The organism is Blastococcus deserti (assembly GCF_042682525.1).
Lineage (GTDB): Bacteria > Actinomycetota > Actinomycetes > Mycobacteriales > Geodermatophilaceae > Blastococcus_B > Blastococcus_B deserti.
This window is the reverse complement of record NZ_JBHUHP010000006.1, coordinates 3,602-26,649: the sequence shown is the minus strand read 5'-3', so window position 1 is coordinate 26,649 and position 23,048 is coordinate 3,602. Positions and strand designations below refer to the sequence as shown.

Sequence of the window (23,048 nt, the reverse complement as noted above, 5' to 3'; positions counted from 1 at the left end):
TCCCATGAGGGGACTTCCCGCAGGTGGGATGCTCGCTGATGTGAGCGAGCCCACCGTGCAACCCCTCGCCGCCGCACCCGATGCCGCGGCCCCGGGATTCTCCGGCCCCGGCGAGCTGGCCGCGGCGCTCGAGGGCACCGGGTACCTGCCCGACGAGGGGCTGGCGACGGCCGCCTACCTGGCGCTGGTCATGCACCGCCCGCTGTTCCTGGAGGGCGAGGCGGGCGTCGGCAAGACCGCGCTGGCCCACGCGCTGGCCCGCGTCACCGCCCGGCCGATCTACCGGCTGCAGTGCTACGAGGGCCTCGAGGCCAGCCAGGCCCTGTACGACTGGGACTTCGGCCGGCAGCTGCTGCACTTGCGGGCCGCGGAGGCGGCGCACGCCACCCAGGACACCGAGCAGCTCGAGGCCTCGCTCTACGACCGGCGGTTCCTGCTGGCCCGGCCCCTGCTGCAGGCGCTGGAGGACTCGCCCAGCGTCCTGCTCGTCGACGAGGTCGACCGGGCCGACGACGAGTTCGAGGCGTTCCTGCTCGAGGTGCTGTCCGACTTCACCATCTCCATCCCGGAACTGGGCACCGTCCGGGCGCAGACCCCGCCGCTGGTCGTCCTCACGTCCAACCGGACCCGCGAGGTGCACGACGCCCTCAAGCGGCGCTGCCTCTACCACTGGCTGCAGCACCCGGAGTTCGACCGCGAGGTGGCGATCCTGCGCCGGCGCCTGCCGCAGGTGACCGAGCAACTGGCCCGCGAGGTCGCCCGGGCCGCGGCCAAGCTCCGGACCCTCGACCTGCTGAAGCCGCCGGGCATCGCCGAGTCGATGGACTGGGCGACCGCGCTGCACACGCTGGGTGCGCGCGACCTCGACCCCGACCTGGCGGCCCGCACCCTCGGGGCGGTGCTCAAGTACCGGGAGGACACCGAGCGCGTCCAGGCGCTGGCCCGGGGAGCCCTCTTCGGTGCCTGAGCGCGCGAGGGGAGCCGCGACCGCACAGCGGGACGTCGTCGACACGGTGCTCGGCTTCGCCCGCACGCTGCGCCATGCCGGGGTGGCCGCGTCACCGGACCGCGTCGAGGCGATGCTCTCGGCCCTGGGATGCCTCGACGTGCTCGACCCCGGAGCCGTCTACTGGGCCGGCCGCCTGACGCTGTGCGCGGGCCCCGACGACCTCGACCGCTACGACGCCGCCTTCGCCGCCTGGTTCGCCGGCGAGCGGCCGCGGGCCGCACGCCCGCCGGGCCGTCCGGAGGTGCACCTCGCGGCGTCGGCGCCGCTGGACCCGGGCACCGGGGAGGGGGAGGACGACGGCGAGACCCCGGACCTGGCCGTCCAGGCCAGCGCCGCCGAGGTGCTGCGCCACCGGGACGTCGCGCAGCTGACCCCGGCCGAGCGCGAGCACCTGCGCCGGCTCTTCGGCCTGCTGGTGCCCGCGGCGCCCATGCGCCCGTCGCGGCGCCGGCGGCCCAGCGCGCAGGGCGCCGTCCATCCCGCCCGCACGGTGCGCCGGGCGCTGCGCGGCGGCGGCGAGGTCAGCCGGCTGCTGCACCACCGCCCGCAGGCCCGGCCGCGGCGCGTCGTCCTGCTGGTCGACGTGTCGGGCTCGATGGCGCCGTACGCCGACGCGTTGCTCCGCTTCGCGCACGCCGCCGTCCGCGCGCGGCCGGGCAGCACCGAGGTCTTCACGATCGGCACCCGGCTGACCCGGGTCACCCGCGAGATGCGGCTGCGCGATACCGACCGGGCGCTGGCCGCCAGCGGCGCGGCCATCCCCGACTGGTCCGGCGGCACCCGCCTCGGCGAGGTGCTCAAGGTCTTCCTCGACCGGTGGGGGCAGCGCGGGACCGCCCGCGGCGCGGTGATCGTGGTGTGCAGCGACGGCTGGGAGCGCGGCGGGACGGAGCTGCTCGCCGAGCAGATGGCGCGGCTGCGGCGCCTGGCGCACGCCGTCGTCTGGGTGAATCCGCACAAGGGCCGGGCCGGCTACGAACCGCTGACCGGTGGCATGCGGGCGGCGCTGCCCTCGGTCGACCACTTCGTGTCGGGGCACAGCCTCGCCGCGTTCGAGGAGCTGACGGGAGTGCTGAAGGACCCCCGTGCCTCACACCTCTCGCACGCTCGTGGCGGAACCCCGCACGGGGGCCGCCATCCCGGGAAGGATCCGTCGCATGCGTGACGTACTGGACGACCTGATCGGCTGGTGGCAGGCGGGCGAGACCGTCGGCATGGGCACCGTGGTCGCCACCTGGCGGTCCGCGCCCCGGCCGGCCGGCGCCTCGATGCTGGTCGGGCCGGACGGGACGGCGGTCGGCAGCGTGTCCGGGGGCTGCGTCGAGGGCGCGGTCTACGAGGAGGCGAAGGACGCCGTCGAGACCGGCGTGCCCGTGCTGCAGCGCTACGGCGTGAGCGATGACGACGCGTTCGCCGTGGGCCTGACCTGCGGCGGCATCCTGGACGTCTTCGTCGAGCCGATCTCCCGCGAGTCCTTCCCCGAGCTCGGCGAGATCGCCGACTCGGTGGACCGGCACGAGCCGGTCGCCGTCGTCACGGTGGTCAAGGGCCCCGACGACCGGCTGGGCCGGCGGCTGGTGGTCTGGCCGGACCGGGAGTCGGGCACGCTGGGCCTGCAGCGGCTGGACGACGCCGTCGCCGCCGACGCGCGCGGCATGCTCGCCGCCGGGCGCACCGGGCTGCTGCACGTCGGGCACGACGGCGAGCGCCGCGGCGACGAGCTGACCCTCTTCGTGAACTCCTTCGCCCCGCCGGCGCGCATGGTGGTCTTCGGCGCGATCGACTTCGCCGCCGCCGTCGCCCGGGTGGGCGCCTTCCTCGGCTACCGGGTGACCGTCTGCGACGCGCGGCCGGTCTTCGCGACGCCGAAGCGGTTCCCGGAGGCCCACGAGGTGGTCGTCGAATGGCCGCACCGCTACCTGCAGGCGGAGGTGGACGCGGGGCGCATCGACGAGCGCACGGTGCTGTGCGTGCTGACCCACGACCCGAAGTTCGACGTCCCGCTGCTGGAGGTCGCGCTGCGGCTGCCGGTGGCCTACGTCGGCGCCATGGGGTCCCGGCGGACGCACGACGAGCGGCTGGCGCGGCTGGTCGAGGCCGGGCTGACGAAGGAGGAGATCGGCCGGTTGTCCTCCCCCATCGGACTGGACCTGGGCGCCCGGACGCCGGAGGAGACGGCGATCTCCATCGCCGCGGAGATCATCGCCGGGCGGTGGGGCGGCACGGGCGAGCGGCTGGCCGGCACCGACGGCCCCATCCACCGGACGGCCGACCGCTGAGCGAGCCGGGCCGCCGTCGTCGTCCCTCCCTCGTTGATCACCGTCGAGTGGCTGCCGCGCCCGGCGTGGCGCCCAGCCACATGCCGATGATCAACTGCCGAACTCTCGCGGTGGAGCGGCGCCGTTGGGCTAGAAAGGCCGGGTGACCGTGGACGCCGCCGTGCCCGCTCCCGTCGTCGGGCTGGACCGGGAACGGGAAGTGCTCACCGTGGCCCTGGCCACCCACCGGCACGTCGTCCTCGAGGGGCCGCCGGGCACGGGGAAGTCCACCCTGCTGCGCTCGGTCGCGGCCGAGACCGGCCAGGACGTCGTCTTCGTGGAGGGCAACGCCGAGCTGACCCCGGCCCGGCTGGTCGGTCAGTACGATCCGGCCGCGGTCCTCGCCGGCGGCTACACGCCCGAGAACTTCACCGACGGGCCGCTGCTCGCGGCGATGCGCGGATCGGGCCTGCTCTACCTGGAGGAGCTCAACCGCATCCCGGAGGAGACGCTCAACGTCCTCATCACGGTGCTCACGGAGGGCGAGATCGCCGTTCCGCGGCTGGGCACGGTGCGGGCCGCGGCCGGCTTCCGGCTGATCGCGGCCATGAACCCCTTCGACGCGATCGGCACCGCGCGGGTCGGCCAGGCCATCGCCGACCGGATGTGCCGGGTGGTGCTCGGCTACCAGCCCGAGGCGGCCGAGCGCGCGATCGTCGCCGGCGCCACCGGCGCGGACGGGTCGCAGGTGGTCCTCGCCGTCCGGCTGGCGCGTGCCACGCGGGAGCACCGCGACCTGCGCACGGGCTCGTCGGTCCGCGGCGCCATCGACCTGGTGCTGCTCCTGGACGGGCTGCTGGCGATGCGCGGCCAGGACCTCGCCGGACCCGGTGCGCGCGAGACGGCCCGCGACGCCACCCACGCGGCGCTGTCGGGGCGCATCCGGGTCACCGAGGGCGTCGAGCGGACCCCGGAGGCCGTGCTCGACGAGATCCTGGACGCCGTCTGGCCCGCGGCCGCTCAGCCGCCGGGCGCCGAGGCCGATCCCGCGGCCGGCGACGCACCGCCCCCGGGCGGCCGGGGAAAAGCGCAGGGCCCGACCGCTGAGGCGGCGGGCCCCGACGCTCGCGGCCCCGCCCGCCGCGACCGCGCCTCCCGCCGCTCCCCCCGCACGACCGGGCGGCGGGAGATGCAGCTGCGGCACGAGGCGTTCCCGGACGTCAGCCCGGAGGTCGGCGAGCTGGACGAGGAGGCGTTCGCCGGGCTGATGGGCCGCGACCCGGAGGCGGCGGCCGCCCTGCTCGCCGACCTGGCGCTGGCCACCGACCGCGAGCTGCGCGCCGCCGCGCGCCGGCTGGCCGCCCGCGTGTTCGTCCAGGTCGGCCGGGTGGGAGCGGCCCGGGCGCGGGGCACGCGGCGGCTGGTGCCCACCCGCCGTCCGGAGGGCGACCTGGACCTCGATCGCACGCTGGACCGCTGGTCCGGCGTGTGGCCGCCGGCGGCCGAGGACCTGGTCACCCGCAGCTGGACGGGCGCCCGCCGAGCGGTCTGCCTCCTGGTCGACCGGTCGGGGTCGATGCAGGGGCTCGGGGTCGCCATCGCGGCGGTCGCCGCGGCGGGCGTCGTCCTCGCCGCGGACGAGCGGCTGCGGACCAGCGTCCTCACGTTCGCCGACGACGTCACGGTGCTGCAGGCGTACGGGAGGCACCGCGCGGCCGAGGACGTGGTGCTGGACCTGGTCGGACTGCGGGGCCACGGGAGGACCGACCTGGCCGCGGCCCTCCGCGGAGCGCGGCGGGAGCTGCTGCCCGCGACCGCCGACGAGCGCGTCGTCGTCCTGCTGTCGGACTGCCTGTCGACGTCGGGGGACGCCGCCGCCGGCGCGCTGGCCGGCATCGACCGGCTCCACGTGCTCTGCCCCCTCCCGTCGGAGGAGGCGCTCTCCGCGGCGCAGGCGCTGGCCGCCCGTGGCGGGGGACTCGTGCAGCCGGTGGCGACGCTGACCGACCTGCCCCCCGCCCTCACCCGCTTGCTGGCTTGAGCGCCGCGGCCCCGGCGGGGGCCGCCACGAGCGTGCGAGTGGTGGGGGCAGGGGGTCCTTCAGCGGTCGGCATCGGTGTAGACGATCATCCCGCGGATGTTCTTGCCGTCGCGCATGTCCTGGTAGCCCTGGTTGATGTCCTCGAGGGAGTACCGGGTGGTGACCAGCTCGTCCAGCTTGAGCTGGCCCTCCTGGTAGAGCGACAGCAGCTCCGGGATGGCGTTGCGCGGGGCCAGACCGCCGAAGATGGCGCCCTGGAGGTCCTTCTGCAGCAGGGTCAGCTCGAACAGGCTGAGCTTGACGTCAACGTTGGCGGCGTTGCCCATGCCGGTGACGACGGCGCGGCCGCCCTTGCCGGTCACGCTGAGGGCCGCGGCGATGTCCTCGCCCTGGATGTCGCCGACCGTGATGATCGTCTTCTCGGCCATGCGACCCCAGGTCAGCTCGTTGATCGCCGGGGTCGCCTCCTCGATGCTCGCGAAGGTGTGGGTGGCGCCCATGTCCATGGCCCACTCGCGCTTCCGGGCGACCGGCTCGATGACCATGACCCGCTTCGCGCCGGCCGCCGCCGCGCCCTGGACCGCGTTCATGCCCACGCCCCCGACGCCCATGACGACGACGTTCTCGCCGGGACGGACGTCGGCCACCTTCGTCGCCGAACCCCAGCCGGTGGTCACGCCGCAGCCGACCAGCGCCGCCACGTCGAGGGGGATGTCCGGCTCGATCCGCACGACCGACGCCTGGTGCACCGTCATGTAGGGCGAGAAGGTGCCGAGCAGGCACATCGGGATGACGTCCTTGCCGCGGGCCTGGACCCGGTAACCGCCGTCGGAGATCGACGTGCCGGCCAGCAGGTTGGCGCCGAGGTCGCACAGGTTCTGCTGGCCGCGCGAACAGGGCGGGCACACCCCGCAGGCAGGGATGAACGCGGTGACGACGTGGTCGCCCTCCTTCAGGCCCGTGACCCCCGGGCCGACCTTGGTGACGATGCCCGAGCCCTCGTGCCCGCCGATCACGGGGTAGAACTCGACCGGCGTCCCGCCGGTGACGAGGTGCTCGTCGGAGTGGCAGAGACCGGAGGCGGCGAGCTGGACCTGGACCTCACCCTCCTTCGGGTCGCCGATCTCGATCTCCTCGACCGACCACTCCTCGCCGACGCCCCACAGAATCGCACCCTTGGTCTTCACCGAGTCTCCCTTCACGCCCCGCCACCGTTGGCGGGAGCCGGACGACATGCACGGGCTGGTGTGCTCCGCACCACAGCCTGCGGAGCTTGTCACAGGGCCGCCGGCGGGCCCACCGCGGTGCAACGTCGTGCAGCGCTCGGCGACACTGGGCCGGTGCCCGGGAAGCCCGTCGTCGTGGTCGGCGCCGGGCCGGTCGGGCTGACGGCGGCGCTGCTGCTGGCCCGGCGGGGCGTGGAGGTGCTGGTCCTCGAGCGGCATCCGGAGCCCTATCCGCTGCCACGGGCGGTGCACCTGGACGACGAGGTCTTCCGGGTGCTGCAGGACGCGGGCGTCGCCGACGCCGTCCTGGCGCGCAGCCGACCGATGGCCGGGCTCCGGCTGCTCGACGCCGCGCACCGGGTGCTGGCCGAGTTCGCCCGCGACCCGGACGCGGGGGTGCACGGCTGGCCCCAGGGCTCGCTGGTCCACCAGCCGGACCTGGAGGCGGTCCTCGCCGCGGCCGCCACCGCGCAGCCCCGGGTGACCGTCGAGCGCGGGGTGGCGGTCACCGGCCTGCGGCAGGACGCCGACGGCGTGCTCGTGGTCGTCGGCGGTGGGGAACGGTCCGTCCGGGCGGTCGCCGTGCTGGGCTGCGACGGGGCCAACAGCACCGTGCGGGCACTGATCGGCGCGTCCATGCGGGACCTCGGCCCGGCGGACCGCTGGCTGGTCCTGGACATCCGGTCGCCCGTGGAGCTGCCGATCTGGCCCGGGGTGCACCAGGTCTGCGACGCCGCCCGGCCGGCGACGTTCATGCCGGTCACCGGCGACCGCTACCGCTGGGAGTGCCGGCTGCGGCCGGGGGAGACGGTCACCGGGGCGACCTCGCCGGAGCGGCTGGGGGCCCTGCTCGCGCCGGTCGACCCGTCGAAGGTCGAGGTCGTCCGGGCGGCGGAGTACACGTTCCGCGCGCAGGTGGCCGACCGCTGGCGCGCCGGCCGGGTCCTGCTGGCCGGCGACGCCGCCCACCTGTCCCCGCCGTTCGTGGGGCAGGGGCTGGGCCTGGGGCTGCGCGACGTGCACCAGCTGGCGTGGAAGCTCGCCGCCGTCCTCGCGGGCGAGGCCGACGACCGTTTGCTGGACACCCATCAGGCCGAGCGGGAGCCGCACGCCCGGGCCCTGATCCGGGTCGCGCAGCTGCTGGGCCGGCTGATGACGGGGGGAGGGCGCGGGGGCGACGCCCTGCGGCGGGGCGTGCTCGCCGTCGTCCGCCGGATCCCGGCCGTCGCGCGGCTGGCCACCGACAGCCGGACGCCGCCGCTGCGGTCCGGTCCGCTCGTCGACCGGCGGGGCCGGGCGGGACGGCGGCTGGCCGGCTCGCTCGTCCCCCAGCCGGAGGTGCTCGCCGACGGGAAGCGGTGCCGCCTGGACGACGTGCTGGGCGCCGGCTGCGCGGAGCTCACGGTGGACCTGGTCGTGCGTCGGGCGGACGGCTCGCAGACCCGGGTCGAGGATCCGAGCGGCACCCTCCGGCGCTGGCTGGGCCCCGCCACGGCGGTGCGCATCCGGCCCGACCGCATCGTGCGAGCGGCCCGATCCTGAGCCGCCGTGCGCGCATCCACCGGATCGGGCGGTCGGGCGCACGGTGGCGCCGGCGGTCAGGCCTCGCGGCGGCGGCGGGACGGCGAGACAGGCTCCAGGGCGCTGTCCACCGCCGTGCCGCCCAGCTGCCGCTCGAAGCCGGGCGGGACGACGAGGTCCTCGCGGCTCAGCTCGGCGACGGACGGGCGGCCGAGCCCGACCATCGCCGACCCGAGTCCGTCGCGGATCAGGTCCAGCACGTTCTCCACGCCGGCCTGCCCGTTGGCGGCCAGGCCCCACAGATAGGCCCGGCCGATCATGACCGCCCTGGCGCCGAGCGCCAGTGCCTTGGCGACGTCGCCGCCGCGCCGGATGCCGCCGTCCAGCAGCACCTCGATCCGGTCGCCGACCGCGTCGGCGATGGCGGGCAGTGCCCGGATCGACGCGGGGGTGCCGTCGAGGTTGTTGCCGCCGTGGTTGGAGACCGAGATCGCGGTGACGCCGGTGTCCACGGCTCGCTTCGCGTCGTCGACCCGCATGACGCCCTTGAGCATGAACGGCCCGTCCCACTGCTCGCGCAGCCAGGCGACGTCCTCCCAGGTGGGCATCGGCGACTGCATCCACATGCCGTAGGCGGCGAAGAAGGTGGGTGCCGGCTCCCCGGGGGTGGCCACCATGTTGGGCACCGTCAGATCGGGGAGCTTCCTGGTCCTCGCGAAGTCCCACAGCCAGCGGGGGCGCGCGAGCACCTGGGGCGCGTACCGGCGGGCCGCCTCGAAGTCGATCCTCTCGGGGATGTACGGGCTGCCCCAGTCGCGCCCGTAGGCGAACGACCAGTCGAGCGTGGCGATCAGCCCGACGGCGCCGGCCCGGCGGGCGCGCTCCATGCGGGCGAGCATCTCCTCGCGCGTCCCCACCCAGTACACCTGGAAGAAGGTCTGCGGATTCGCCGCGACGACCTGCTCGATCGGCTTGCTGGCGAAGGAGGACAGCCCCATCGCGATCCCCCGGGCGGCCGCGGCGCGTGCGACGGCGACCTCGCCGTCGGGGTGGACGGCCTGCACCCCCGTGGGGCTGATCAGGACCGGCATCGACAGGGACTGGCCCATGACCGTGATGCCCGTGTTCCGCTCGTTGGCCAGACCGGCGGTGTGCGGGGCGAAACCCAGCTCCGCGAAGGCGGCCAGGTTGTCCTCGAGGGTCAGTCCCCGCTCGGAGCCGGCCACCAGGGCGCCGTAGACGCCCTTGGGCAGCCGCTTCCTCGCCCGCCGCTGCGCCTCCGCCACGGACTCGAACCACGGGTTCGCCATCGTCGACCTCCTCGTAGGCCCGGCCCGGCCGGGGAGCTGGGCCGGCCGCGACCGGCGGTGGCACTGAGTGCCAGGCTATACGTGCGCGGGGAGACCCCCGACACAGTCCGGCGGCCGGCGTCAGCGGCCGAGCCCGGGGAATCCGGCAGCCATCTCGGCGAAGGCCTGGTGCAGGTGCCCGACGAGCGACGAGCGCTCGTCGGCCAGCCACGCCTCGAACGCGGTCGTCGCCGCGGCCCGCGTGGTCGCCGCCACCAGCCGGGGGACCAGGGCGGTGGGCGGGGCGCCGGTCCGGCCGGCGACGTACCGCGCGACCACCCGGTCGACCTCGGCGAAGCGCAGCTGGGAGTGCGCGAGCAGGGCCGGTTCGCCCAGGATGAGCCGCATCCGCGCGCGTAGCAGGGGCAGCTCGGCCGCGGGGTAGTCGTTGGCCTCGACGTAGGCCGCGCAGACCGACGCCAGCACCGGCCGCGCCGGGTCCGCGGCCGCCAGCAACCCCTCGAGGCGGGCGACGTGACCGGCGAAGTCGCCCCACACCGCGTCGGCCTTGGTCGCGTAGTAGCGGAAGAAGGTGCGCCGGCTGATGCCGGCGGCGTCCGCGACCTCGTCGCTGGGAACGTTCGCGAAGCCCCGGACGGCGAACAGGTCGAGGGCCGCCCGCTCGACCCGCGCTCGCGTCCCCCGGGCGGGGTCCGTACGGGTCTGCGTCACGCGCACATCTTGACCCGCTCCGCCAGGTCCGCGGCCGCAGCCGGAGCCCGCTCCGGCGTTGCCGATGGCATCCGGTGTCACTAACGTCCGCGGCACCGACCCGCGCCCACCGCCCCGGAGGTCCGCCGTGCCCGAGACGCCCCAGACCGACGCCCCCGTCCTCGACGCCCCGGCGGTCGCGGAGGAGGAGCTGGTGGAGGAGTCGCTGGTGGAGGAGGTCTCCATCGACGGCATGTGCGGCGTCTACTGACCGACGTCCCCGTGCCTTCCGCGGTGGCGCCGTCCGGCTCCGGGTTCGACGTCGACCTGCCCTGGCGGAAGGCCCGGTCGGTGGCCCTGCGGCCGGAGCCGTTCGGCGCGCTGGCCTACCACTTCGGCAACCGGAAGCTCAGCTTCCTGAAGTCGAAGACCCTGGTGGCGGTCGTGGAGGCCCTGGCCGACCACGCCACCGCCGACGCCGCGCTCACCGCCTGCGGCGTGCCAGAGGCGCAGCGCGGCACGTACGTGAGGGCGCTCGCCGACCTCGCTCGTTCGCAGATGATCGAAATGAGGACCTCGTGACCACCGTGCTGCCCGACCGGCCCGTGGGCGGCCGGCTGGTCGACCAGTTCGAGTACGGCCTCGACGCACCCATCTGCCTCACCTGGGAGCTCACCTACGCCTGCAACCTGGCGTGCGTGCACTGCCTGTCCTCCTCGGGACGGCGCGACCCCCGGGAGCTGTCCACCGCCGAGGCGGAGGCGGTGATCGACGAGCTGCAGCGGATGCAGGTCTTCTACGTCAACGTCGGCGGCGGCGAGCCCACCGTGCGGCCGGACTTCTGGCACCTGCTCGACTACGCCATCGGCCACGACGTGGGCGTCAAGTTCTCCACCAACGGCATCAAGCTGGACCGGGCCCGTGCCGAGCAGCTGGCGGCCACCGACTACGTCGACGTGCAGATCTCCCTGGACGGCGCCACGGCCGAGGTCAACGACCGGGTCCGGGGGGCCGGCTCGTTCGCCACCGCCGTCCGCGCGCTGGAGAACCTGGCCGAGGCGGGGATGCGCGACTTCAAGGTTTCCGTCGTCGTCACCCGGGAGAACGCCGGCCAGCTCGACGAGTTCAAGGCCCTCACCGACCGCTACGGCGCGCAGCTGCGGATTACCCGGCTGCGCCCGTCCGGCCGCGGCGCCGACGTCTGGGACCGGCTGCACCCCACCCAGCAGCAGCAGCGCGAGCTCTACGCCTGGCTGCTCGCCAACGGTGAGCGAGTCCTCACCGGCGACTCGTTCTTCCACCTGTCGGCGTTCGGGGAGGCGCTGCCGGGGCTCAACCTGTGCGGCGCCGGGCGGGTGGTCTGCCTCATCGACCCGGTGGGCGACGTGTACGCGTGCCCGTTCGCGATCCACGAGAGCTTCCTCGCCGGCAACGTCCGCGACGAGGGCGGCTTCTCGCGGGTCTGGCGGTCCAGCGAGCTGTTCGCCGAGCTGCGCAGCCCGCAGACCGGCGGCGCGTGCACGCGGTGCGCGCACTTCGACTCGTGCCGGGGCGGCTGCATGGCGGCGAAGTTCTTCACCGGGCTGCCGCTGGACGGCCCCGATCCCGAGTGCGTCCAGGGGTACGGCGAGGCGGCGCTGGCCGCCCGGGACGCGGACCTGGTCACGCCGCGCAGCCACGTCGACCACTCGCACGCGGGCCCCGTGCGAGGTCAGCCGACGCTGCTCGGCATCCCGCCGATCCCGGCCAAGATCTGCGACGAGTCACCCCTCGCCGGCCTCGGCCCGCGCTGATCCGTCCCACCCCGAAGGGGGATGGCCGGTCCCGGACGCTCCAGGACGGCGGCGGTGCCGCCGATCAGCCGAGGGTGATCCTCCTCCGCCTGCGGGACCGGGCCGTCCGCCTGCTGCCCGAGGGGCGCCTGCTGCCCGACGCCGTCTGGGAGCGGCGCCACCGGGCCATCGTCCGGCTCTGCCTGACCTCGGCCGCCCTGCTGGTGCTGTTCGCCTGGCTGCGTGGGCACGGGCAGCCGGCCGCCGTCGCCGTTCTCGCCGCCGTGGCAGGTCCGGTCGCGTTGGCCGGTGTGCCGCAGCTGGGTCGCAAGGGCCGCGCCGCCGCCACCACCCTGAGCCTGATGGCCGCCTCCGCCGCCCTCGTGCACCTGTGGGCCGGCGTCACCGAGGCGCACTTCGTGTTCTTCGTGATGGTCGGCGTCGTCTCGCTGTACCAGGACTGGGCGCCGTACGGCATCGCCCTGGTCGTCGTCACCCTCCACCACGGCGTGGTCGGAACGATCTACCCGCACGCGGTCTACAGCCACGACGCCGTGCACGACCCGTGGCTGTGGGCCGGCATCCACGCGGCGTTCGTGCTGGCCGCGAGCATCGCCCACCTGGCCGCCTGGCGGCTCAACGAGGACCAGGTGCTCAGCGACCCGCTGACCGGCCTGGCCAACCGGACGCTGCTCGAGGAGATCACCCACCGCCTGCTGGCCCGCGGCGGGAGCGTCAGTCTGCTGTTCATCGACCTCGACGACTTCAAGGCCGTCAACGACAGCCGCGGTCACGCCGCCGGCGACGAGCTGCTGCTCGTTCTCGCCGAGCGGCTGCGCGGCTGCGTGCGGACGGGCGACGTCGTCGCGCGCATCGGCGGCGACGAGTTCGCCGTCGTCGTCAACGGCGGTGCCGACGTGGCCCGCTCCGTGGCCGAGCGAGCCCTGGTGGCGTTGTCGGTTCCGGTGCCCCTGGCCGACGGCATGCTCACCGTGCATGCGAGCATCGGCGTGGCCGGGTCCAGCGACTCCGACCGCACGTCGGATGCGCTGCTGCGCAACGCCGACCTGGCGATGTACCTGGCGAAGGCACAAGGCAAGAACCGGCTGGTCGTCTACGCCGACGGCATGGCCGAGGAAGCCAGCCGCCGGGCCGCCTTCGCCCAGGACCTCGCCGTCGCCGCCGACTCGGGCCAGCTGGAGGTGCACTACCAGCCCACCGTCCGGCTGGCCGACGGGCGGACCACCGGCTTCGAGGCGCTGGTCCGCTGGAACCACCCCGAGCGCGGGCTCGTGCCGCCGGTGGAGTTCGTCCCGCTGGCCGAGGAGACCGGTGCGATCACCGGTATCGGCCGCTGGGTGCTGCGCGAGGCGCTGCGCCAGGGAGCCGCCTGGATGGCCGAGACCGGCGCGCCGCTGCGCATGGCCGTGAACCTCTCGCCGCGGCAGTTCCAGGACGGCGACGTGACCGCCGACGTGGTCGCCGCCCTTGAGGAGACGGGGTTCCCCGCCGCGCAGCTGACCCTGGAGGTCACCGAGGGGGTACTCGTGCGCGACGTCGACTCGGTCGTGACCCAGCTGGACGCGCTGCGCAGCCTCGGGATCCGGATCGCGATCGACGACTTCGGCACCGGGTTCTCCGGGTTGTCCTACCTGCGGCACCTGCCCGCGGACATCCTCAAGATCGACCGCAGCTTTGTCATGGACCTGCCCCGCGGCCGGTCGGCCGCCACGCTGATCACCTCGATCGTCGAGCTGGCCCGCACCCTGGGCCTCGACGTCGTCGCGGAGGGCGTGGAGACCGAGGGACAACGCCGGGCGCTGGCCGAGCTCGACTGCGGGCTGGCCCAGGGGTATCTGTTCGCGCGGCCCGAGCCGGCCGAGCTCGCCGGCCGCAGCCTGCCGCGCACGGTCCGGGTGCCGGCCCAGCCCGGCGCTCCGGCGGTCGAGCAGGTCCAGGCCGACCGCACCGCCTGAGGGACGGCGGGGAGAGCTCAGAGGTCGACGGTCTCGTTCTCGCCGGCGTCGATCCGCTGTCCGGTGGCCTTGGCCTTGGCATAGCTGATCAGCGTCGCCAGCCGTCCCCCGGGGCTGTCCCAGTACTCGGCGGAGTCGCCCTCGACCTTCAGCAGGACCACGCCGCGGTCGTCCGGACCCTGGGGGAACCACGCCTCCACGGCGCTGTTCCACAGCTCGCGCTTCCTGGCCGGGTCGTCCACCACGTGGGCGTGCCCGGTCAGCGAGACCCACGACCCGCCGGAGCCGGCGGCCACGTTGACCTGGGGGTGCGCGACGAGGTGGGACACCTTGCGCGAGTCCCGCTCGGCGAAGAACCACAGTTCCCCGTCGAACTCCACCTCCTGCAGCGCCATGGGCCGGCTGGTCAGCGTCCCGTCCGGCGCGGTGGTGGTGAGGAAGGCGAAGCGCTCGCCCTTGATCAGCTCGGTCACCTTGCGGGCCCGGTCGTCGGTCATGGGCTCCGGGTGCCCGCCGGCCGGGCGGCTCACACGGGCCACCGGCCCCGCTGTCCTACGCTGCCCCGGTGACCTCCCTGGCCGGCTCCGTCTGGCCGGAGATCCCCGAGGCGCCGCTGCTCGTCGTCCCGCTCGGCTCGGTGGAGCAGCACGGGCACCACCTGCCGCTGGGTACGGACACGTCGGTCGCCTGCGCGGTCGCCGAGACGGCCGCCGGGGCGCTGGACGGCGCGCTGCTGGCCCCTGCCCTCGCCTACGGCGCCAGCGGGGAGCACGAGGGCTTTCCCGGCACGATCTCTCTCGGCACCGAGGCGCTGACCGGCCTGCTCGTCGAGTACGGGCGCTCGGCGGGGCGCTGGGCCGGGCGGATCCTGGTCGTCAACGGGCACGGTGGCAATCTCGACGCCTTGCGCGCCGCCGTCCCGCTGTTGCGGTCGGAGGGGCGCGACGTCGCCTGGTTCCCGTGCGGGGTCGCCGGTGGTGACGCGCACGCCGGGCGGACCGAGACGTCACTGATGTTGCACGTGGAACCGGACGGGGTGCGGGAGGACCGTGCGGTCGCCGGAGCCACGGCGCCCCTCGGCGCGCTGCTGCCCCGGCTCCGTGCCGAGGGCGTGCGCGGGGTTAGCCCGACCGGCGTCCTCGGCGATCCGGCCGGCGCGTCGGCCGCCGAGGGCGCCGCGCTGCTGGCGGACCTGGCCGACCGCCTGGTCGCCGCCGCCGGCCCGTGGGACGTGGACGGCGCGGGCCGACTACGCGGCTGAACCTGCATCTCGCCCCCGAGGGTCGCCGTCAGAGGGCGTCGGCGAACAGCGGGACGGCCGCGTCCAGCGCGTGCAGCAGACCCGGGGCCGACGCGCTGGAGAAGGCGTTGCGCACGGTGAGGTCGTCCAGGCGGCGGGGTGCGGTGCACCACCCCGGCATCGGGCACCCGGCAGCAGTGGGGACGATCACCGGGTGACCGCAGCCGAGCCCGGGGGCCGGTTGCCCGACGGCTTCGCCGTCCGGCTGGACCCGCGGACCCGCCGCCGCGACGGTGGCGCCGCCCTGCTCGGCGGCTCGCCGCTGCGCCTCCTCCGGCTGTCGGCGCGCGCCCGCGACATGCTGGCCGGCGACCGGCTGGTGGTCCGCGACGCGACGACGGCGGCCCTCGCGGCGCGGTTGCTCGATGCCGGGCTCGCTCATCCGGACCTGCCGCCCGCCCTCGCCGTGGAGGACGTCACCGTCGTCATCCCGGTCCGCGACCGGCCCGCCGGCCTCGGCCGCCTGCTCGCGGCCCTGCGGGCGGACCCCGCCACGACGGGGCTGCCGGTGGTCGTGGTGGACGACGGCTCGGTGGTCCCGGTGCCGGTGACGGCCGGGGTCCGGGTGCTGCGGCACGGGGCGTCGCGCGGCCCGGCCGCGGCCCGGAACGCAGGGCTGCGGGCGGCCGCGACGCCGTTCGTCGCCTTCCTCGACTCCGACTGCGTGCCGCGGCAGGGCTGGCTCCAGCGGCTGCGGCCCCACCTCGACGACCCCCGGCTGGCCCTGGTCGCGCCCCGGGTCGTCGCCCTGGACGCCGCCGCACCGGGCTGGCCCGCCCCGTACGAGGCGGTGGCCGGCGCGCTGGACATGGGCCCGCATCCCGCGCCGGTGCGGCCGGGCTCGGCGATCTCCTACGTGCCCAGCGCGGCACTGCTCGTCAGGCGGTCGGCGGTCGGGCCGGGGTTCGACGAGGCGCTGCGCGTCGCCGAGGACGTCGACCTGGTCTGGCGGCTCACCGCGGCAGGCTGGCGGGTCCGGTACGAGGCCGGCGCGGCGGTGGCGCACGAGCACCCGGCGACCACGGGGGAGTGGCTGCGCCGGCGGGCGTTCTACGGCACCGGCGCCGCGCTGCTGGCCGCCCGGCACGGATCGCTCGTGTCGCCGCTGGTGCTCGCGCCGTCGTCCGCCCTGGCCTGGGCGCTGGCCGTCGCGGGCCGTCGGCGGGGCCGGGCTGCGGCCGCCGGCATCCTCGCCGTCGACGCCGTCCGGCTGGCGCGGCGGCTGGGTCAGCCGCCTCCGGTCCCGCTGGCGGCGGGTCTGGTGGCGCACGGCTCGGCGGCGTCCGGGCGTGCGCTCGCGCGGTCGGTCACCCGGCACCACTGGCCCCTGGCGCTCGCCGCGGCCGCGGCGTCGCGCCGCGCGCGGCGGTGGGTCGCGGGCGCCATGGTCGCGGACGCCGTGCTCGCGTGGTGGCCGCACCGAGCACGCATCGGTCCGCTGCGGTTCGCGGCCGCCCGCCGGCTGGAGGACCTGGCCTACGGCGCCGGGCTGTGGACCGGCGCCGTACGCGAACGCGAGCCGCGGGCGCTCCTGCCCGCCCGCCCGCCGCGTCGACCGGAAGCTGCCGCGATGAACTCGTCCCCTTCGCGGGAATGAAAGGTGCGCTCCGCAACTTGTCAGCCCGCGTACATGCGGTTCCAGCCAGCGTCGGCGTCCGCGCAGAACGACGAACGAACGAGGAACGCCGTGACCGCACTGGAGAACCGGCCCGCCACGACCGCGGCAGGGCCGGCACCCGCCGCCCCCGCCGTCGAGCGCCCGGGTGCCGCCCGCACGGCGCTCGTCCTGGGCGCCTTCGTGGCGATCGGCCCGCTGACCATCGACATGTACCTGCCGGCGCTGCCCACCATCACCGGCGATCTCGAGACGACGGAGTCCGCGGTGCAGCTGACGCTGACCGGGACCCTGGTCGGCCTGGCGCTGGGCCAGCTGCTGCTCGGGCCCCTGTCGGACGCCTTGGGCCGGCGCAGGCCGCTGCTGGCCGGGACGGCGCTGCACGTGCTCGCGTCCCTGCTGGTGCTCGTGGCCCCGAACCTCGCCGTGCTGGGCGCGCTGCGGGTGCTGCAGGGGGTCGGGACGGCGGCGGGTGCGGTCATCGCCATCGCGATCGTCCGCGACCTCTACGACGGCCGGGCCGCGGCGACGATGCTGTCGCGGCTGTTCCTGGTGCTCGGTGCGGCGCCCGTGCTCGCCCCCACCATCGGGGGCGAGCTCCTGCGGTTCACCTCGTGGCGCGGGATCTTCGCGTTCCTGGCCGCGTACGGCGTGCTCATGATCGCGGTCGGCGCCCGCACGCTGCCCGAGACCCTGCCGCCCGAGCGGCGGCGGAGCACCGGCGTCCGCGGCACCCTCCGCGGCTACCGCGAGCTGCTGCGCGACCGCGCGTACGTCGGTCTGGTGCTCGTGGCCGGGCTGACCATGGCCGGTCTGTTCAGCTACGTCTCGGGATCGGCCTTCGTCTACCAGGACCAGTTCGGCCTGGACGAGCAGCAGTTCGGCCTGCTGTTCGGGGCCGGCGCCTTCTGGCTCATCGCGGCCACCCAGCTCAACCCCGTGCTGCTGCGGCGCTGGACGCCCGCGCAGCTGCTGGTCGCGGGCACCGTCGCCGGCGCCGTCGCCGGCGCCGCCCTGGTGCTGCTGGCCGCGACGGGCACCGGCGGGCTGTGGGCCGTCGCGGGGACGCTGTGGGCGGTGCTCTTCGCGTGCGGGCTGGCGCTGCCCAACGCCCCGGCCCTGGCGCTGTCGCGGCACGGCGACGCCGCCGGCACCGCGGCGGCGCTGCTGGGGGCCATCCAGTTCGGGGTGGGCGCCCTCGTCTCCCCGGTGGTCGGGCTCCTGGGCAACGACGCCGTGGCGATCGGCTCGGTCGTCGTGACCGCCCTGGTCATCGCGATCGGCGTCCTCGCGCTCGTCGTGCGGCCGTGGCGGCTGCCCCAGCCCGACGACGACGCCGTCCCGGTCGCCGCGCACTGATCCGGCGATCCGGTGGTCCTCCACCGGATCCCTGGTGCAAATCGCGTTCACCGGCCACGATGGCCCGGACATGAGCCAACGGTGGCGGAGCGTCCGGTGTCGCCGGCCGTGAATCCCTGGCTGGCGCTCCCGGAGGGGCGGCCCGGCCCGGACCACGACCGGCGGTTGCGCGCTGCCCACGAACGGCTGGTCACGGGCACCGGCCTGGCCGACGACGCGGTGCGCTCCGTCGTCCGTGACTCGTGGCGGCGCTCCTTCGGCAGCGGCGTCGATCCCGACGACGGCACCGCGCCGGTCGACCTGCTCGACGACGACCTGCTGGCCTACCGCGAGGCGCATCCGCTCGCCCCGGTGATGCCGGTGATCCGCCGGCTGCTGGTCGAGGACGCCGAGGACGACCGGATGATCGTCGCGGTGACCGATGCCGTCGGCCGGATGCTGTGGGTGGAGGGCGACTCTGCGCTGCGGACGCGGGCCGCCGGGATGCACTTCGTCGAGGGCTCCCGCTGGGCCGAGGAGGTCGTCGGCACCAACGCCCCCGGCACGGCCCTGGCCGTCGACCACCCCGTGCAGATCTACGGCAGCGAGCACTACCGCCGGCCGGTGCAGCCCTGGAGCTGCTCGGCGGCCCCGGTGCACGACCCGGTCACCGGGGTCCTCCTGGGGGCGATCGACGTGACCGGCGGTGACCACGTCGCCAGCCCGCACATGCTCACGCTCGTGCGGGCGACGGTCGCGGCGGTGGAGTCCGAGCTGCGCTGGCAGCACCGCGAGCAGCTGCAGCGGAGCGCGGGGCGCCGACCGCCGCCGCTGCGGCGACCGGCTCCCCGCCTGGAGGTCCTCGGGCGGGAGCGGGCGCGGCTGACCCTTCCCTCCGGGCCCATGGAGCTGTCGCTGCGCCATTCCGAGCTGCTCCTCCTGCTGACCGAGGCCGCGGTGGCCGGCGAGGGGCGCACCGCCGTGCAGCTGGCCGCCGAGTGCCATCGGGGCGAGGCGGCGGAGGTCACGGTGCGCGCGGAGCTCTCGCGGCTGCGCCGCCTCGTCGGTGCCGATCTCGTCGGGTCCCGGCCGTACCGCCTGCTGCGGCGTCTGGACACCGATCTCGACCAGGTGCGCCGCCTGCTCGCGCGCGGCGCGGTCGGGGAGGCGCTGGACCGCTATCCCGGGGCGGTGCTGCCCGGCTCCCGCGCCCCGGGGGTGGCGGCGGCTCGGGAGCGGGTGGGCGCGCTGCTCCGGCAGGCGGTGCTCAGGAGCCGCCGTCCCGAGCTGCTGCTGCGGTACGCGCAGCTGCCCGAGGCCCGGGACGACGCCGTCGTCTGGCAGACCTGCCTCGAGTGGCTGCCGTCGAGCTCGCCGCGCCGAGCCGCGGCGGCGGCGCACCTCCTGCGGCTGCGTCGGGCACCCCGCCCCCGGTGACTTCCCGCGGCGGGAATGCGACTCGCCGGGATGCTCTTGGCACGCGGAGTGAGTGCCGCTCTCCCACCGACCGACCGTCCGTCCCTGAGCGCGCTGCGCGTCGTCGTCGCCGTGGGCGCCCTGGCGGTGGGCGGCTTCGCCATCGGGACCACCGAGTTCGTGACGATGGGCGTCCTCCCCGACATCGCGCGCGGCGTGGGCGTCGACATCCCCTCGGCCGGGTACGTCATCTCCGTCTACGCCCTCGGGGTCGTCGTCGGCGCCCCCGTCATCGCGGCGCTGAGCGCCCGGCTGCCGCGGCGGGCGCTGCTCGTCGGGCTCATGGGGGCCTTTCTCCTCGGCAACCTGCTGACCGCCGTCGCGCCCGGATACGGCGCCCTGCTGGCCGCCCGCTTCCTCAGCGGCCTGCCGCACGGGGCCTACTTCGGCGTCGCCTCGCTCGTGGCCGCGTCCCTCGTGGCACCGCACCTGCGGGGGCGTGCGGTCAGCTCCGTGCTGCTGGGCCTCGCGGCGGCCATGCTGACGGGGGTCCCCGCGGCCACCTGGCTCGGCCAGCAGCTGGGCTGGCGGTCGGCGTACTGGACGGTGGTCGCCCTGGCCGCCGTCACGGTCGCGGCCGTGCTCGCCGTCGTCCCGTCGTCCCCCGGACGGCCCGACGCCACGGTCCGCGGTGAGCTCGGCGCCCTGCGCCGGCCCCAGGTCGTGCTGACCCTGCTGGTCGGCGTCGTCGGGTTCGGCGGCATGTTCGCCCTCTACAGCTACATCGCACCCGTCGTCACCGACGTCGCGGAGCTCTCGCGCGGCACGGTGCCGTGGGTGCTGCTCGTCTACGGCGCGGGCGGTTTCCTCGGGACGGCGCTGGGCGGCCGGCTGGCCGACGTGGCCCTGTTCCCCTCCCTCGTCGCCAGCCTCGTCGTCCTCGGGGTGCTGCTGGCCCTCGTCGCCCTGACCTCCCCGTGGGCGCCGGCGCTGTTCGTCGGCGTCTTCCTCGTGTCCGTCGCCGCATCCGTCCTGGCCGTATGCCTGCAGATGCGGCTGATGGAGACCGCCGGCGACGCGCAGATGCTCGGTGCCGCCCTCAACCACTCGGCGCTCAACCTCGCCAACGCGCTGGGGGCCTGGCTGGGTGGTCTGGTGATCGCCGCCGGCCTCGGCTACCGATCGCCGAGCGTCGTCGGGGCCGGGCTGGCCGCCGCCGGGCTGGTGCCGCTCGCGGTCTCCGCCGTCCTCCGGCGCCGCGACCGGCGGGCCGGGGCGGTCGTCCCCGCGGCCGGCGCCGCACCGGCGGAGCGGGTGACCGTCGGCTGACGCCGGCGTTTCTGCAACCACGCTGCAACGTTGCCGGCGCCGCCGACCCGGCCGCCGGACGCCGCGTTCCCCTGGTTCACCAAGGCTTTTCCCGCCCGGGACCCGATCCGACGGGTCGCTGCGGCCGTCGAGGATCACTGAGCCTGGCCTAACCAGCCCTCCGCGGTACAGACTCCGCCTTGAACTCCGGAAGTGACCGGGCGCACACCTCAGAGCGGAGGATCGGTGACCCAGATCAACGTACGGGTCGACGGGGCGTCGTACACCGACGACGTCGAACCGCGAACACTTCTCGTCCACTACCTGCGGGAGCAGCTGGGGAAGGTCGGCACCGTCGTCGGCTGCGACACCAGCAACTGCGGCGCCTGCACCGTGCACCTCGACGGTGAGGCCGTGAAGAGCTGCACCGTCTTCGCCGTCCAGGCCGACGGCAGCGAGGTGACCACCATCGAGGGGATCGGCAGGGACGGCGCCCTGCACCCCGTGCAGAAGGCCTTCCACGAGCTGCACGGCCTCCAGTGCGGCTTCTGCACCCCCGGCATGATCATGGCCTCGATCGACCTGCTGAAGGACAACCCGGATCCGAGCGAGGACGAGGTGCGGGAGGGCATCGAGGGCAACCTCTGCCGCTGCACGGGCTACCAGAACATCGTCCGGGCGGTGCAGCAGGCCGCGCGCGAGATGAGCGGCCGGGCAGCCGCGGACCAGGGTTCCGGGAACGGGCACGCCTCCCCGGCCGTCGTCGACACCGCGGCCGCTCCGCACGTGGCGGTGCAGGCATGACGATCACCGAGAACGCCGCCGACCTGGCTCCCGCCAAGGAGGTCGGCAAGGCCCGCCGGCGCAAGGAGGACGCCCGGCTGATCACCGGCAAGACCACCTGGACCGACAACATGGTGCTGCCGGGGATGCTGCACCTCGCCGTCGTCCGCAGCCCCGTGGCCCACGCGAGGATCACCTCGATCGACGTGAGCGCGGCCCAGCAGTCGCCCAACGTCGTCGCCGTGTTCACGGGTCGCGACCTCGCCGACGAGCAGGGGTCGATCCCCTGCGCGTGGCCGGTCACCCCCGACATGGTGAACCCGGGCCACCCGTCGATCGCGGTCGACCAGGTCAACCACGTGGGCGAGGCCGTCGCGATCATCGTGGCCCGCAGCAAGGTCGCCGCCCAGGACGCCGTCGAGCTCGTGGACGTGGACTACGACGTGCTGCCGGCGGTCGTCGACATGGAGGAGGCGGTCAAGGAGGGCGCCGACCTCGTCCACGACCAGCTCGACTCCAACACCAGCTACCACTTCGTCTTCGACGCCGGGGAGGCCGGCACCGGCTCGGACACCGAGCAGGCGTTCGCCGACGCGGAGGTCGTCGTCAGCCGCCGGTTCGTGCAGCAGCGGCTGATCCCGGCGTTCATGGAGCCGCGCTCGGTCGTCGTCCAGCCGCAGGGCGACAACTTCACGATGTGGTCGGCGACCCAGGTGCCGCACATCCTCCGGGTGATGCTGGCCACGGTCACCGGGGTGCCGGAGCACAAGCTCCGGGTGATCGCGCCCGACGTGGGCGGCGGCTTCGGTGGCAAGCTGCAGGTCAACCCCGAGGAAGTGCTCGCACTCCTCGTCGCGCGCCGGCTCGGCAAGCCGGTCAAGTGGACCGAGACCCGCAGCGAGTCCCTCATGACGGCTCACCACGGCCGGGATCAGATCCAGTACGTCGACGCGGCCGCCGACCGCGACGGCACCCTGCGCGGCATCCGGGTGCGGATCCTCGCCGACATGGGCGCGTACCTCCGGCTGATCACCCCCGGCGTGCCGGTCCTCGGCGCGTTCATGTTCAACGGCATCTACAAGATGGGCGCCTACCGCTTCGAGTGCGACGGGGTGTTCACCAACAAGGTGCCCACCGACGCCTACCGCGGGGCCGGGCGGCCGGAGGCGACCTTCGCCGTCGAGCGGATCATGGACGAGCTCGCCGTCGAGCTCGGCATGGACCCGCTGGAGCTGCGCCGGAAGAACTGGATCAACGCCGAGGAGTTCCCGTACACCACCGTGGCGGGCATGGAGTACGACTCCGGTGACTACGAGGCGGCGACTCAGACGGCGCTGGAGCTCATCGGCTACGACGAGCTGCGGGCCGAGCAGCGGCGCCGGCGCGAGACCAACGACCCGGTGCAGCTGGGCATCGGGTTCTCGACCTTCACGGAGATGTGCGGCATCGCCCCGTCGCGGGTCCTCGGCTCGCTGTCCTACGGGG

The 23,048-nt window shown here is 75.1% G+C and carries 21 protein-coding genes; 16 read left to right on the top strand and 5 right to left on the bottom strand.

The genetic code is table 11. The features are described from left to right. The first annotated feature begins 40 nt into the window (after positions 1-40). The 4 genes from ACFSHS_RS06385 to ACFSHS_RS06370 all read left to right on the top strand — a co-directional run bounded on the left by ACFSHS_RS06385 (position 41) and on the right by ACFSHS_RS06370 (position 5,308). Positions 41-967, top strand: coding sequence for an AAA family ATPase (locus ACFSHS_RS06385; RefSeq protein WP_376873250.1), 927 nt, complete (start codon positions 41-43; stop codon positions 965-967). Further along, positions 960-2,174, top strand: a complete 1,215-nt coding sequence (locus ACFSHS_RS06380; RefSeq protein ID WP_376873248.1) for a vWA domain-containing protein — start codon at positions 960-962, stop codon at positions 2,172-2,174. Before ACFSHS_RS06385 ends, ACFSHS_RS06380 begins: the two co-directional genes overlap by 8 nt. Then, positions 2,167-3,288, top strand: a complete 1,122-nt coding sequence (locus tag ACFSHS_RS06375; RefSeq protein WP_376873246.1) for an XdhC family protein — start codon at positions 2,167-2,169, stop codon at positions 3,286-3,288. The genes ACFSHS_RS06380 and ACFSHS_RS06375 overlap by 8 nt, the downstream gene beginning before the upstream one ends. Positions 3,289-3,430: 142 nt before the next feature. Beyond that, positions 3,431-5,308 (top strand): AAA family ATPase, encoded by a 1,878-nt coding sequence (locus ACFSHS_RS06370; protein WP_376873244.1) that lies wholly within the window; start codon positions 3,431-3,433, stop codon positions 5,306-5,308. Positions 5,309-5,367: 59 nt separating this feature from the next. Here ACFSHS_RS06370 and ACFSHS_RS06365 read toward each other — a convergent pair whose 3' ends face one another. Then, complete coding sequence (locus ACFSHS_RS06365; RefSeq protein WP_376873242.1) at positions 5,368-6,495, bottom strand: NDMA-dependent alcohol dehydrogenase; 1,128 nt, start codon at positions 6,493-6,495, stop codon at positions 5,368-5,370. Between the two features lie 153 nt (positions 6,496-6,648). Between ACFSHS_RS06365 and ACFSHS_RS06360 the strand changes: the two genes are divergently transcribed. After that, positions 6,649-8,076 (top strand): bifunctional 3-(3-hydroxy-phenyl)propionate/3-hydroxycinnamic acid hydroxylase, encoded by a 1,428-nt coding sequence (locus ACFSHS_RS06360; protein ID WP_376873240.1) that lies wholly within the window; start codon positions 6,649-6,651, stop codon positions 8,074-8,076. Positions 8,077-8,132: 56 nt separating this feature from the next. Here the strand turns inward: ACFSHS_RS06360 and mftD are convergent, their stop codons facing one another. Further along, positions 8,133-9,365, bottom strand: a complete 1,233-nt coding sequence (mftD, locus tag ACFSHS_RS06355) for a pre-mycofactocin synthase MftD (RefSeq protein ID WP_376873238.1) — start codon at positions 9,363-9,365, stop codon at positions 8,133-8,135. Positions 9,366-9,485: 120 nt separating this feature from the next. Then, positions 9,486-10,076, bottom strand: a complete 591-nt coding sequence (gene mftR / locus ACFSHS_RS06350) for a mycofactocin system transcriptional regulator (RefSeq protein ID WP_376873236.1) — start codon at positions 10,074-10,076, stop codon at positions 9,486-9,488. Positions 10,077-10,203: 127 nt separating this feature from the next. Here mftR and mftA point away from each other — a divergent pair, with 127 nt between their 5' ends. The 4 genes from mftA (at position 10,204) to ACFSHS_RS06330 (ending at position 13,803) form a co-directional block, all read left to right on the top strand. Continuing rightward, entirely contained in the window at positions 10,204-10,326 is a 123-nt protein-coding gene (gene mftA, locus ACFSHS_RS06345) for a mycofactocin precursor MftA (RefSeq protein WP_376873233.1), read from the top strand. A gap of 11 nt (positions 10,327-10,337) precedes the next feature. Then, positions 10,338-10,637, top strand: coding sequence for a mycofactocin biosynthesis chaperone MftB (gene mftB, locus ACFSHS_RS06340; RefSeq protein WP_376873230.1), 300 nt, complete (start codon positions 10,338-10,340; stop codon positions 10,635-10,637). Beyond that, positions 10,634-11,848 carry a mycofactocin radical SAM maturase gene (gene mftC / locus ACFSHS_RS06335; protein ID WP_376873227.1) on the top strand — a complete coding sequence of 405 codons (1,215 nt, stop codon included), beginning with the start codon at positions 10,634-10,636 and terminating at the stop codon, positions 11,846-11,848. Before mftB ends, mftC begins: the two co-directional genes overlap by 4 nt. 74 nt (positions 11,849-11,922) lie before the next feature. Continuing rightward, entirely contained in the window at positions 11,923-13,803 is a 1,881-nt protein-coding gene (locus ACFSHS_RS06330) for a putative bifunctional diguanylate cyclase/phosphodiesterase (protein ID WP_376873224.1), read from the top strand. A 17-nt stretch (positions 13,804-13,820) separates the two neighbouring features. Here ACFSHS_RS06330 and ACFSHS_RS06325 read toward each other — a convergent pair whose 3' ends face one another. Continuing rightward, positions 13,821-14,300 (bottom strand): pyridoxamine 5'-phosphate oxidase family protein, encoded by a 480-nt coding sequence (locus tag ACFSHS_RS06325; protein ID WP_376873220.1) that lies wholly within the window; start codon positions 14,298-14,300, stop codon positions 13,821-13,823. Between the two features lie 68 nt (positions 14,301-14,368). On the opposite strand from ACFSHS_RS06325, the gene mftE reads away from it, so the two are divergent. Beyond that, positions 14,369-15,064, top strand: coding sequence for a mycofactocin biosynthesis peptidyl-dipeptidase MftE (gene mftE / locus ACFSHS_RS06320; protein ID WP_376873217.1), 696 nt, complete (start codon positions 14,369-14,371; stop codon positions 15,062-15,064). A 28-nt stretch (positions 15,065-15,092) separates the two neighbouring features. Here mftE and ACFSHS_RS06315 read toward each other — a convergent pair whose 3' ends face one another. Beyond that, positions 15,093-15,254, bottom strand: a complete 162-nt coding sequence (locus tag ACFSHS_RS06315; RefSeq protein ID WP_376873214.1) for a hypothetical protein — start codon at positions 15,252-15,254, stop codon at positions 15,093-15,095. Positions 15,255-15,257: 3 nt separating this feature from the next. On the opposite strand from ACFSHS_RS06315, the gene mftF reads away from it, so the two are divergent. The 6 genes from mftF to ACFSHS_RS06285 all read left to right on the top strand — a co-directional run. Further along, positions 15,258-16,700 carry a mycofactocin biosynthesis glycosyltransferase MftF gene (mftF, locus tag ACFSHS_RS06310; protein WP_376873211.1) on the top strand — a complete coding sequence of 481 codons (1,443 nt, stop codon included), beginning with the start codon at positions 15,258-15,260 and terminating at the stop codon, positions 16,698-16,700. A gap of 90 nt (positions 16,701-16,790) precedes the next feature. Further along, positions 16,791-18,077 (top strand): multidrug effflux MFS transporter, encoded by a 1,287-nt coding sequence (locus tag ACFSHS_RS06305; protein ID WP_376873209.1) that lies wholly within the window; start codon positions 16,791-16,793, stop codon positions 18,075-18,077. Between the two features lie 96 nt (positions 18,078-18,173). Continuing rightward, a complete protein-coding gene (locus tag ACFSHS_RS06300; protein ID WP_376873206.1) occupies positions 18,174-19,493 on the top strand; it encodes a GAF domain-containing protein in 1,320 nt (439 codons plus the stop codon). A 48-nt stretch (positions 19,494-19,541) separates the two neighbouring features. Continuing rightward, positions 19,542-20,801: an MFS transporter gene (locus ACFSHS_RS06295; protein ID WP_376873203.1), complete on the top strand. Its 1,260-nt coding sequence runs from the start codon at positions 19,542-19,544 to the stop codon at positions 20,799-20,801. A gap of 225 nt (positions 20,802-21,026) precedes the next feature. Beyond that, a complete protein-coding gene (locus ACFSHS_RS06290) occupies positions 21,027-21,584 on the top strand; it encodes a (2Fe-2S)-binding protein (protein WP_376873378.1) in 558 nt (185 codons plus the stop codon). Beyond that, on the top strand, positions 21,581-23,048 hold a 1,468-nt coding region (locus ACFSHS_RS06285; protein ID WP_376873376.1), incomplete at its 3' end, for a xanthine dehydrogenase family protein molybdopterin-binding subunit. The genes ACFSHS_RS06290 and ACFSHS_RS06285, both read left to right, overlap by 4 nt.

Bases quoted from the DNA above. Each gene is read 5' to 3' on its own strand.
- ACFSHS_RS06375 (WP_376873246.1), top strand. From the start codon at position 2,167: ATGCGTGACGTACTGGACGACCTGATCGGCTGGTGGCAGGCGGGCGAG.
- mftD (WP_376873238.1), bottom strand. From the start codon at position 9,365: ATGGCGAACCCGTGGTTCGAGTCCGTGGCGGAGGCGCAGCGGCGGGCG.
- ACFSHS_RS06325 (WP_376873220.1), bottom strand. From the start codon at position 14,300: ATGACCGACGACCGGGCCCGCAAGGTGACCGAGCTGATCAAGGGCGAG.